The sequence below is a fragment of the bacterium genome (assembly GCA_040755795.1).
GTDB lineage: Bacteria > UBA9089 > CG2-30-40-21 > CG2-30-40-21 > SBAY01 > JBFLXS01.
In genome coordinates this window covers 2838-15142 of the sequence record JBFLXS010000061.1, presented here as the reverse complement: position 1 = coordinate 15142, position 12305 = coordinate 2838, and the positions used below count along the sequence as shown (strand labels likewise).

Here is a 12305-nt window from a genome sequence, read left to right as displayed (position 1 = left end):
ACATCATCTTTGAATCAGAAAAAGAAGTCAAGATATTCTATCAAGGTGTTGAGGTTGGGATTCATAGACTTGAGCTTTTTGTTGAAGATGAGATTGTGGTAGAGATTAAAACTGTTGAGGAGATAAGGGGGAAGTATTATAATCAGGTTAGAGCATACTTTAGAGCAGTGGATAAAGAAATAGGGTTACTGGTAAATTTCGCAGACTCCAGGATTGATGTCCGAAGGGTGGAGCAAGAAAAAGTTTGAGTCATTTCTCCAATTCTCCCTTTTCCCCATTTCTCCTTGTTTACACTTCAAATGTATAGCCCTGAACGGTTACGAAATTTTGCAGGGAATATCTCCCTCACATTACGGCGCCATCGTCTAGGGGTCCAGGATAGGTGGTTCTCAGCCATCAGACCGGGGTTCGAATCCCCGTGGCGCTACCAATTCCCTGCTACAATTATAGTAAGCGTTCAGGTGTCAGCCATCAGCTTTTAAGAGGGTTACCGCATTCTAATGCAGGAGAATAAGCAAAATCGTAAAACCTGCTACTGCCCTCATTTCCCTGCTGACATCTGACTGCTGATACCTGATAGCTGAACACTTACCAATTATAGGGCCTCACGAAATTAAAAGTAAGTAATCGGTTAATTGGTAACTAATTACCATTCACCAGTTACCATTTACCAAATACAAGGAGGTTGAAAAATGAAGAGGTTATTACTTTTATTATTAGTAATTTCTCTGGCTGGAATGCAGTCACCAGTCAAAGAAAAAGAGACAAATATTTCTATTCCCACAATTCAAATATTTTATTCGGGTAATATAAAAGGCTATTTAGAGCCCTGTGGGTGTGGAGGTAAAAGAGGCGGCGGTCTGGTCAGATGGGCTACTTTTATTAAAGAAAATACGCAAAATGCACCCATAAATCTTGTCCTCGATTCAGGCTATTTTGCCTCAAGCCAAAAAAATATAAAAGATGTGAAAAATGAATATATCGCCAGAGCAATGGCACAAATGAACTATGATGCGATAAATCTAAGTGAAAAAGATATACCACATCTTGACAAAAATACGCTGATTAATTTAAAAGAAAAATATAATCTCCCATTTGTTTCTGCCAATATATTTGACAAAGATAAATTACTCATACACCCATACATAATTAAATCTTTTCCTGGTGTTGACAAAGAAATTAAAATAGGTATCTTTGGACTATCCAGACAAATCAAATTAGAAGAAGGATTAATTATAAAAGACCCAATCGATGTTGCTAAAGAAATCGTCAAATCATTAAGGGATAAATGTGACCTTGTCATTGCTCTAACTCAACTGACCAAAGGAGAATCTTTAGCCCTGGCAAAAGGAGTTGAGGGAATAGATATTATAATTTGTGATGAATTATTTAGAGTCGCAAAAGAAGGAGGGGTAATCAAGACTAACCACACCTTAATTCTCCAACCATCATCTAAAGGAGATGAAGGAAGATGTATTAAGGTCTATCTTGATAAAGGAAGAATCTCTTTTGAAGAAAAAAATAGTGTTCTTGAAGAATCTGTGCCAGTGGATAAAAAAATAGCCAAAATAATTGAGGCATATAAGAAAGAAACCCAGGAGAAAGGCATAAGTCAACCCGCTAACCCATTTGTTCGAACGATATATGCAGGAACAAAAAGATGTAGCACCTGCCACCAGAAACAATATAAACAATGGAAAAAGACAAAACATGCAAAGGCATTTCAATCCTTGCAGAGGGTTAAGGAGGAAAAAAATCCTGAATGCCTTAAATGTCATACGACCCATTTCAAAGAAGATAATGGTTTTTCAGACTATCAGACAACACCTGATTTTATTAATGTTGGGTGTGAGGAATGTCATAAATTAGGAATGGTGCATCTAATTACCCGTCAAAATCCTTTTGTAGATAAGCAGATAGCAAATATTGGGGATAAACCTGGCAAGGTAGATTCAAGTGAGATTTGCACAAAATGCCATACCACGGATAAAGACCCAAAGTTTAATTTTGAGAAGGATAAAAGAAAGGTAAGCCATTAGGAGCAAGTGAGAAAGCGAGCAGAAGAGAAAATATTCATCGTTCTTGTTGAACGACAACTTCTCCTTGATGAAATGTAAAGGTGACTATCTTTTATAACCAGATTGTATGAAGTGTAGGGAAAATGCTCTTCTGCGACGGGAATATCTGTTTTTATAAGAGTTGCTGGCCAGCAGGGTTCCTGATTAAAAAGGCGTCCGGTGATATTTATGGTAACCGTTCAGGGTGTAACGAAGGGGAAATGGAGAAATTAGGGAAAAGGGGAAAAAGTATTCTTATTTTAGTAAGAAAATCATATTATTTAGAATGTCATTGACAACTGATGAAACCTTCTGCTACCTAATTCCACTACCACTCTCCTTTCTCCCCATTTCCCCTTTTCTCCTTATGGACACCTGAACGCTTACCCATCTTAAACATCGGCACTTTTTCCTTCCGCCCGATAAAACTCATCTCCCCTTTTACCCGACGACTCTTTTCTATCTCCAGAGGGAAAATGCTCTGAATTATCTCCTTCCCCATAGTCACAAGTTTATCTTTCGATGGAAAATCTGCCTCTTTGCCACAGGAAGAAACTGAAATAATTATCTTTGATTTAATCGTTTTTTCTACCTTGCCCATTACTCTTCCCTGAAATGAAAGGATAACACACAGGAGAACAATTCCCAAAAACAGGACAAATAATGGTCTTGACTCCTTTGCTAACATCTTCTTATTCCCCTTAAAATAACTATTTTTTATTATATCTTAACTATTATTATTTTGTCAAAAAGTTTTTTTTAAAAAAAAATCATTTGACTTTATAGTGTTATTATGTTATATTTATATTATAAATTTAAGATGGAATTTACCCTCGTAGGGTTTCATTTGTTGCAATGAAAGGCTAAAGCCTAAATTCCTGTTTATAAACTTGCTAGTGTGGTGTTGAGTAAGTTTTGCACGGCGTATCATCAGATTTCATAACCTGCAAACGGATAACTGGTAACTGGTTAAATAGTTTCGTCCTGAGCTCAGCCAAACGGTATTTAATTACCAGTTACCAATCACCAGTTACCAGAATTAAATTCCGTGCGTTATTTGTTCAACACGACAATAGAGTAATAAGGAGGAACGAGAGATGGACAAGAAAAAAACTTTGGGTATAGTTTTAGGGATTTTATTGACCGCAGAGGTAGGTTTCGCTCAAAGACCACCAGCCTGGGTAAATGATGGTCTCGGTGCAGATGAAGACTGGACACGGTCAACAACACAATTGTCCGCAAACTGGGCACCAGTACCAAATCCCTACGGTTATTGGTATGCCATTGGGACAACCCGCGGCGGAACAGATGTATCTACCTGGACATTTGCCACAGGAACGAGTGTGACGAGGTCTGGTTTATCATTGACCCAGGGTAAAACTTACTACTTCGCGGTTAGAGATGCTTATGGTCAGCAATGGAAATCTTCTGATGGCATCAAAGTAAATATTGTGGCTACAACTCTCCGTGTTACGCCATCACCTAATGCCTTAATATTTTATAAAGGCGAAAAGAGGGCTAATTTATCCTATACCCTCTCGCTAAATGGTCCTGTTGGCGCCAGGATAACCCGGGAGGAGGTGGTGTATCGATTTGGGAATGGGACAAAAACAGAGGTTTTCATCATCTCTGAAAATATTACACCAGTGTCCCCAAAACGGTTAAATAGACCGATTATCCTTGATGATATGAAAAGGGCACAGGCACTGTCAGGAAAGACAAACGGTAGATTTACGATTAGCCGCACATTTTCAGGCTATGATACCCTTGGTAATCCGATTCGCGGTAGTTCTCCAATTCAGATAGAGGTTCGCACTACTTTAAGAGATGAGCTGTTTAGAGTAAAAGGGATGAAAGTTATCTTACCCAAAAAAGACATTCAAAAGAAAAAAGAATTCAAAGTCGGCATCAAATTAAGAACTTCAGAGACACGAATTGGAGATGTCAGAGGAAATATTTACCTCGATGGCAAGGGCTGGCGTAGTTTCAAAGTTCCGGCAACAAAAAATAATGATGTGATAGTCTCTCCTTTTATTCCAGCTGGAGTCCGTAAATTGGAAGTTCAAATAATCTATCCCAATCCAGGAAGAATAGTAATTCCCATTCCTTTTAGTCCGGAAGAACCATCAATAGAACCAGAGGAAGAACCAGAGGAAGAACTAGAGGAAGAACTAGAGCCAGAAGAAGAAATGGAAGAGGGCGAAGATTGGGATGGAGGAGAGCTGGACGGCGAATGGGAATATGGGGATGTGGAGGGGACAAGCGGACAACCAACACAAATAGACTGGACTGAATTTGAAGCCGAGGGGGCAGCCGGTGGAATTACCACAGGCTATCAAACAGTAGAAGATGAACAGAATCAAACTCAACACGCCCTATCGACCAATGTCGCGGTAAATCAGACACGTTCTCTCGACAATGGAGTTGAAATAAGAAGCGAGATTAAGGCAAATAAGCAAGAATTCACAACCGGCGGGAAACAAAAAGCCAACCTTGATGTAGGTATAAAAAATCCTTTATGGGAATTGGCGTTATCGGGCAAGACAGAAGATAGCTTGAATACCTTCGATAAAACCGATTACAAGAGTAAAGATAATTCTATGAAGATTGGTCTGGGTATATCCGTATTTAATAACTTCCCTATACAATTCAATTACTCTAATTCAGCTAATAAAAATACAAGAGAGAATGTTGGTTCAGATAAAGAAGTTAAAACAGAAGATTTTAACTTCTCTCTGGGGAGTAAGTTAGGGCAGGCGAGCACAGATATTATTCTAAATCTTGGCAAAACACAGGACTTTATTGAAAAGAATAAAACTAAGGTAAAATCTATTGGGCTAACATCAAATATCCCTTTCAAGAAAATCTTCGAGTTAAACCTTGATATTCAATCTTCTGATACTGATAACATACCTGATGATGAAAGTTTAAAAACCTCATCCGAGTCGGAAAACTATATAGCAGAACTTATCAGCCAGATTAATGAGAAATTAAAATTTATAACTAAATTTAACTTAAATAATAACCTTTCTAAATCCCAGTCCACAGAGACAGATATTAAAACATTTACACAGGATTATGGAGTCTCCTGGCAAGCATTGTCTTCTCTAATCTTCCGTGTGGGCTATAACTTATCTGATACAGAAGAATCTGCCAATAGTGCTAAAACGCATCTGACAACCGCAGGTATGACTTACGATATAGGGGAGAAAAAGTTTTTGGGGCAAACAGGGATTGAATTTCAGGCAACAAAGATAAAGGATGAACAAGGTAACCCTAAATCTGAAAATAGCGGATATACCTTGAACCTTCTCTTTAATCTTATAAAAGAGATGACTCTATCTTGTAATTTCAGTAATTGTGTTGATGAGTCTTATTCCTTAGATGAAAAGACACGAAATCTTACTCATAATCTTACTCTCCAACTTTCTCAGCCAATCTTTGAAAACCTGAAGTATCAAATAGGTTATGTTTTGGATGAGCAGAAAACCACAGAAAGAAATATAACACACAATTACAGGGGGGATATAAATTACAATTTGAGGATAAAAAATCGGGAATTTCCACTTACTTTTGGGCAAACTTATATCTATTCCCCGGATGACACAGATAAAATAGATACAGAGACGAAGGTTTCCATCCGCGCTCCTATAACCGAGATAGTTTCAACATCTTATGCCTATAACATAAATAAGGGGAAAACAACGACAATTAACCAGGAAACTACTTCCAGAACAGTAGGCATGGAGATTACAAAAGCGCCTTTTGGACTTACAACCACATTTAGTTCTACTAAATCTAACGATAGTGCAAGTGAGAACTTGAATGTTACTGGTAATTATTCTTTCCTGAACAATCTTTCACTAAACATCAGTTTTCTACAAGACCGGCCTTCCGCTGAAAGACCTACAACAAGCAATTTTACTACCTCCCTGAGCTATACTTTTTAGGTAAAGACTGGGAGATACTGGTAGATAGTGTTGTGTTAAGTAAGATTTGCATGTTAGAAAAGATGGGGAAGAACCATCGGCTAAAGCCTTATCGTTACCCACATCTTGAGAGGGAAGATTTTTGGTAACCGTTCAGGTAATCCTTTACCGCAGAGACGCAGGGAAAATATCTTTTTTTCGTATTTTTCGCTGTTTAAAAAGGCTTAAAAACAGTTAGTCAAAAGTAAGTATTAAAAGATTAATAAACAACGAAAGACCCGAAATGCACACAAAAAAAGGAAATTTCTGTCTCTGGTGAATAGATTTTAATTTTTTCTCTGCGTCTCTGCGGTGAATAGTTACAAAAATTGAAATTAATAGAAACTAATAGAAATTTATGGAAATTTGTTGTTTTCCACAATCAATTTCTACCTATTTTTGCTTCGCAACATTCTTCGAATTCTATAAATTTCAATCTATTTCTATTATCTTATCTCCATATCATTCTTATCTCCTTATCCCCTTTCTTACACTTTTGATATATAGCCTGAACGGTTACTAATTTTCTTCGTGTTCTTCGTGGTGAATAGTTACAGAATTAGTTTGAATTTGAGTTGTATTCATTGAACTACTCCAATTAAATATTGATAGCCCATTCCATAATCCCATATTCCTGCAAATTTCGGTGGTGTCTGATGTCCAGTGTCTGAATCACAGCAATATATTCATTATGATTTCTGACTTTACCTCATCTATTCTCCCAATAATTCCTTTATTTTGGCTAATAATTCTTTATCATCGAAAGGCTTAGTGATATAAAAATCTGCTCCTGCCTGCTCTCCCCATTCTTTATCACTCTTCTGTCCCTTAGCAGTTAACATAACAATAGGGATATGTTTGTATTGGTCATCAGATTTTAGGCGTTGACATATCTGATAGCCATTTTTTTTAGGCAGCATCACATCAAGGACAATCAAATCAGGCTTTTCTTCTATTGCCTTATTCAATCCATCTAATCCATCATAAGCAGTAATTACCTCATATCCTGACATTTCCAGTCTGATTTTTAATGCCTTAACCAAGAAAGGCTCATCATCTATTACTAATACCCTTTTCTTTGACATTTTCCTCTAACACTTCCTTTATTGTAGCAATTAACTTCTCTGATTCAAATGGCTTAGTGATATAACCATCAGCCTTTAGTATTTGAGTGGCTATTAATCTATTACTCAGTTCTGTCCGCGCAGTAAGAAAAATCACTTTAATAGAATTAAGTTCTTCACTTTCTTTAATCTTACGGCAGACCTCCCAGCCATTCATTTTAGGCAGCCAGGCATCTAAAAGTACCAGATCAGGCATTTCTTTATATACCTTCTCTAATGCCTCTATCCCATTTAACGCAGTCATTACTTTATAATTATTTACTTCTAATCTAATCTTAAGTGCTTCAACAAGCTTTGTGTCATCATCTACAACTAATATTTTGGACATGGTGTTTTCTCCTTTTCGAATCTTCTTTTGCTTTAGCCATCAATTCATCTTTAGTAGTCGCATCATCAGGATAAGTAGCTATTCCTAAGTTTATAGTTACATCGATATGTTTACCTTCTTGAGTTAAAAATTCATGTTCTACTAATGCATTTAATATTCTATTTTTTATTGACAGGGCATCTTTACTGTTTACTTCTGACAGAATGAGAACCGATTTATTCTTTTTTATTCCTATAATTATATCTGTTTCCCCTCGTAATATCTCTTTGACTACATTTTCTACATCTTGTAATATACCATCAATCTCCCCAGATTCACTTTCTATACTTACGATAAGTAATGATAAAAACAATTGATTTCGCAAAGCACAGTTAAATTTTTGCGTCAAAGCATTTTTAAAGAATATATCTTCATCAAATTCAGGTAAAGAAAAGGTAAAATTACTTCCTTTGCCTACTTCACTTTCTACCCATATTTTACCATGATGCATCTCAATAATTGCTTTAGAAATACTTAGTCCCAAACCAGAACCTCGTGTTTGTTTGTCAACAGGGAGTTCAATCCGTTGAAATCTCTCAAATATCTGGGGAATATTCTCTTTTGCTATACCTATCCCTGTATCAATTACACTAATTTGTACCTGATTATTTACCATTTTACCTTCTATAGTTACCTTACCACCTTTTTGAGTAAATTTAATAGCATTATCTACAAGATTTGTCAATACTTGTGAGATTTTATCAATATCAGCATATACAGTTGATAAATCCGCAGGTAATAAATTTTCTATTAAAATGTCTTTCTCTCTTGCTTGCCCATGTAGAAATTTAATTACTTGTTCTGCAACAGTAGTTATATCAATTTTCTTACGATTTAATTCCATCCTGCCGGATTCTATCCTTGACAGGTCCAACATATTGTTAATTAATCGAGATAAACGATTAATGTTCTCATTAATAATAGATAAAAACTCATTTTGTTCTTTATTAATCTTACCTGGAATCTCATCCAAGATAAGTGAGACAAATTCTTTCATAGTAGTAAGAGGTGTCCGAAGTTCATGCGAAACAGTAGAGACAAATTCTGATTTCATTCTATTTAGTTCTTCAAGTTCTTTATTAGTTCTTTCTAATCTTTCAGACTTGATATTTGACTCCATTAACTCTTCAGTTCTTTTGCGAATAATATCTGCCAGATGTCCTGCTATGATAGCAATCCAGAAGAAAAATACTATCCGCACAATTACCGAGGTGATAAAATAGTCAACATCTTCAGGTAAAGGAGTTTTAAATGCTATGATAGATATTGGTGGTAAAATATCGAAGAATTCAAGACTAATAATAGTGGTGTATAAAATACTGCTCATACCTGCAAAGATAATACTTGCTCGTAATGATAGTAAAGCCCGGGCAGCAATAATGATGATAAAATAGATAAATATGTCAAACCAACTGCCCAGGCCACCTGTAAAATGTACCCCTGCGGTAATAAGAAGTAAATCTACAATTAATTGGAAATAGGCAATAAATCGTAAACATTTTTTTAATCGAACCATTATGATATAAAATATATTAAGTACATATTCAACTAAAGGAAAAATTTCAGGAAAGCCAATTTGTACCTCACCACGCTGTGCAGATAAAACAAATATAAAATATGGGAATGTAGCGGCTACCCATCTGATATTTATCAGCCAGTTTATCCGTTTAGCTAACTCCTCTTTTTCTATCTGATTAAGCTCTTCCATAAGTACTACTCCTTCTCTTCAATTCAGAAATAAAACCACAGATGCACACAGATTAACACAGATTTATTTTGTATCTGTGTTTATCATTTATACAACTAATCTCTCATATTCTAATTTAGTCTTAGCAAAATTTAAAATAAGTCCCACTTCATATCCAGTCGCTTTTAAGTAATTTAACAATTGAGCCTTATGAATCTTGCTTATCTCATCTACTGCCTTTACTTCTACTATTACTTTATCTTCTACTATCAAATCAGCTACATATATTCCTACTTCTTTTCCTTTATAGAATATCTCTATTCTCTTTTGAGCCTCAAGTTTCATCCTTTTTAATCTTAACTCACAAACAACTGAATTCTCATAAACTTTCTCTAAGAACCCACATCCAAGAATATTATGAACCTCAAAGGCGGCATTTAAAATTTGATAGGTTATCTCTTTATACTTAAACCCTTTTTCCATCTACATCTTTTTTAAATACACACAGATTAACTCATTTAATTATCTGTGTTTATCTGTGTTTATCTGTGTTTATCTGTGTTTATCTGTCTTCATCTGTGTTTATCTGTGGTTCTTGAAACACTATTACTCTTTTTGTTTAAATTATATCCATTAATTATGTTATTGTCAATAATTTTATTTAATTTTTCTTTACAATTCCGATAAAATATGCTATTATAAAATAAAGGTAAGTGAAGAAGGATTACCTGTGATTCAGACAGTAGACTATAGACATCAGACATCAGACTAAAGCGGGCAGAAATTGCAGAAGAATGAAGGCTTGGGAGACCTGCCTATACTTCTGTAGGTAAGGCTTAGGAAAAAATTCAGGGAGTGAGGTTGTGAGGATGGTTTCCCAAATGTCGCTAATTTCCTGCATAAATAGAGTCTATAGTCTTGTGTCTGATGTCCAATGTCTGAATCACAGTTAATCTCCCTATCTCCTTTTCGGACACCAAGTAGTGTGGTATAATTTTGTTTTCCCAGGTTGACCTATTTCACAGGTCGAAATATTTTTTATAGATAAAAGGGAGGTAATAAAGATGAACAATCCAAAAATACATTCTTTATCGTCTGAAAACAAACAGATTCTTCGCAATCAGGTTATTGATGAGAATGGTCCGGGGACTGTTTTGCGTGATTTTGAGATACTGCTGGGTTTTATAGGGTCAAAGAGGTGCCAGGTTAGCAGTAAAAATAATCTTTTGCCAATGGACTTACTAAGTCAACTCAATGCACAACTCACCCATCCAATTGAGATTGGTCTTAGCCGTCCACTTCAAAAATCATATCCTTATATAAATGGACTGTACCTTTTGTTACGGACTACCAGGCTGGCATATATAGAAGTAGCTAAGACAGAACAGGTTTTAGTTTTGAATGAGCCAGTACTTCAAGAGTGGCAAAAACTTAACTCAACAGAGCGGTATTTTACTCTGCTGGAGACATGGCTACTCAAAGTAAATCCAGAAGTTCTCGGAGAGCACAGCACCTCACTCGATATTCCTATCTTTAAGTGGTCAAGTTTCTTCAAGGAGATACCGGCTCAAGGACTAAAAGTTGTAGGAAATAAAGATAAAGAGGAGTTTATAAATTACATTATAGGATTATATACTGTTGCTCTGTTAGAGCTGTTTGGGTGCATATCTGTCCAGCACGGTAAACCTGAAAAGGGAAAAGGATGGCGTATGGCTATGGTGCATCGAACACCATTTGGAGATGCACTTTTGCAGTTACTCGGTAATGTGCTAAATCATCCGAAATATTTTTACAAGGAAAGCGAAATGGATGTTTGTTTTGGGGAATTGCAACCGATTATCCAGCCTTTTTTCCCACAGTGGCGTAAGAATCTAAGTCTTCCGAAGCCTGAGTTTCAAGATGGTATCTATATTTTTAAGGTGTCCCTGGGAAATGTATGGCGACTTATTGCCATACCAGCCGAAAATGACTTAGAAAGTCTAAGTAACATTATTCTGAGAACCTTTAATTTTGACTTCGATCACCTCTACTGTTTCACCTACAGAAATCGTTTTGGTATCTCTATCAATGTAAATCATCCGGATATGAAAGAGGAACCATTATTGGCTGATGAAGTGATTATTGGCGATTTAGACATTAAGCCTGGTACAATTATGACCTACCTGTATGATTTTGGTGATAATTGGGAATTTGATGTAAAATTAGAGCGTATCGACCCGGTAGATCCTAAAATCAAGAGCCCCATTATTCTTGAATCTCATGGTCGCCCCCCACAACAGTATCCAATTTGGAATGAATAAAGCACCTGAATGCTTACAAAGACTATAAATTTCCTTACTATGGAGTGCACAACATCTTGCTGTTGAACATTAGCAAGCTAATGTCCTCCTTACGAGCCCCCAGGCTGGGCTAAAATATCCCTGATTTGCTCTGTGCCCGGCAACTTAGCTGCCCGACCAATCTCAAACGCCCGCTGGAGAATGACTGTGCCTTCTTCTCTTTGACCCATACCAACCAACAGTTGCCCAAGCCACTTACCTACCTGAAACAGTCCCATGGCATCGCTTGTTTCCATAGCCAGCCGGTAAGCCTCCATCTCCAGTGCTAATACCGCTTCCATATTCTTCCTTGCATCCTCAATCATAGCGATATTGTGAAGCGTGTAGCATTGCCCTGGTTTATCCCCGATTTCCTGGCGAATCTTTAATGAGCGGTTAAGATAGTCAAGAGCGGTCTCGTAATCTCCTCTTGCATCGTAAATCTGACTGATATTGTTCAGGGTTGCCCCTTCTTCATATTTATTCCCACCTTCCTTGAATATCTTTAATGAGCGGTTAAGATAGTCAAGAGCGGTATCGTAATCTCCTCTTGCCTTAAAAATCTGACTGATATTGTTCAGGGTTGTCCCTTCCCCACTTTTATCCCCGATTTCCTGGCTAATCTTTAATGAGCGGTTAAGATAGTCAAGAGCGGTCTCGTAATCTCCTCGGGCATGGTAAATCTGACTGATATTGTTCAGTGTTTTGCCTTCTTCATATTTATTCCCACCTTCCTTGAATATCTTTAATGAGCGGTTAAGATAGTCAAGAGCGGTATCGTAAT

General features: G+C 36.7%; 11 protein-coding genes and 1 tRNA gene. 6 read left to right on the top strand and 6 right to left on the bottom strand.

Annotated features, from left to right (window positions below; genetic code table 11):
* From AB1414_06285 to AB1414_06275, 3 genes are all read left to right on the top strand, one after another.
* Nucleotides 1-248 (top strand): GxxExxY protein (locus AB1414_06285; GenBank protein ID MEW6607048.1); only part of this gene is annotated, 248 nt, incomplete at its 5' end.
* 106 nt (nt 249-354) lie between these two features.
* A tRNA-Glu gene (locus AB1414_06280) sits at nt 355-430 on the top strand.
* Between the two features lie 262 nt (nt 431-692).
* A complete protein-coding gene (locus AB1414_06275) occupies nt 693-2039 on the top strand; it encodes a multiheme c-type cytochrome (GenBank protein MEW6607047.1) in 1347 nt (448 codons plus the stop codon).
* Nucleotides 2040-2385: 346 nt separating this feature from the next.
* Here the strand turns inward: AB1414_06275 and AB1414_06270 are convergent, their stop codons facing one another.
* Entirely contained in the window at nt 2386-2745 is a 360-nt protein-coding gene (locus tag AB1414_06270) for a hypothetical protein (protein ID MEW6607046.1), read from the bottom strand.
* A 409-nt stretch (nt 2746-3154) separates the two neighbouring features.
* Here AB1414_06270 and AB1414_06265 point away from each other — a divergent pair, with 409 nt between their 5' ends.
* A complete protein-coding gene (locus AB1414_06265; GenBank protein ID MEW6607045.1) occupies nt 3155-6007 on the top strand; it encodes a hypothetical protein in 2853 nt (950 codons plus the stop codon).
* A 376-nt stretch (nt 6008-6383) separates the two neighbouring features.
* Nucleotides 6384-6548, top strand: a complete 165-nt coding sequence (locus tag AB1414_06260; protein ID MEW6607044.1) for a hypothetical protein — start codon at nt 6384-6386, stop codon at nt 6546-6548.
* Nucleotides 6549-6738: 190 nt separating this feature from the next.
* Here AB1414_06260 and AB1414_06255 read toward each other — a convergent pair whose 3' ends face one another.
* The 4 genes from AB1414_06255 to AB1414_06240 all read right to left on the bottom strand — a co-directional run bounded on the left by AB1414_06255 (nt 6739) and on the right by AB1414_06240 (nt 9686).
* Complete coding sequence (locus tag AB1414_06255; GenBank protein MEW6607043.1) at nt 6739-7110, bottom strand: response regulator; 372 nt, start codon at nt 7108-7110, stop codon at nt 6739-6741.
* The gene (locus AB1414_06250) at nt 7079-7477 is read right to left on the bottom strand and encodes a response regulator (GenBank protein ID MEW6607042.1); all 399 of its coding nucleotides are present in this window, start codon (nt 7475-7477) and stop codon (nt 7079-7081) included. The genes AB1414_06255 and AB1414_06250 overlap by 32 nt, the downstream gene beginning before the upstream one ends.
* Nucleotides 7452-9224 (bottom strand): ATP-binding protein, encoded by a 1773-nt coding sequence (locus AB1414_06245; GenBank protein MEW6607041.1) that lies wholly within the window; start codon nt 9222-9224, stop codon nt 7452-7454. Before AB1414_06245 ends, AB1414_06250 begins: the two co-directional genes overlap by 26 nt.
* An 87-nt stretch (nt 9225-9311) precedes the next feature.
* On the bottom strand, nt 9312-9686 hold the full coding sequence (locus AB1414_06240) for a GxxExxY protein (GenBank protein ID MEW6607040.1): 375 nt from the start codon (nt 9684-9686) through the stop codon (nt 9312-9314).
* 581 nt (nt 9687-10267) lie between these two features.
* Here AB1414_06240 and AB1414_06235 point away from each other — a divergent pair.
* A complete protein-coding gene (locus AB1414_06235) occupies nt 10268-11503 on the top strand; it encodes a plasmid pRiA4b ORF-3 family protein (GenBank protein ID MEW6607039.1) in 1236 nt (411 codons plus the stop codon).
* An 89-nt stretch (nt 11504-11592) separates the two neighbouring features.
* On the opposite strand, the gene AB1414_06230 is transcribed toward AB1414_06235, so the two are convergent.
* Nucleotides 11593-12305: tetratricopeptide repeat protein (locus tag AB1414_06230; protein ID MEW6607038.1), on the bottom strand; the 713-nt coding region annotated here is incomplete at its 5' end.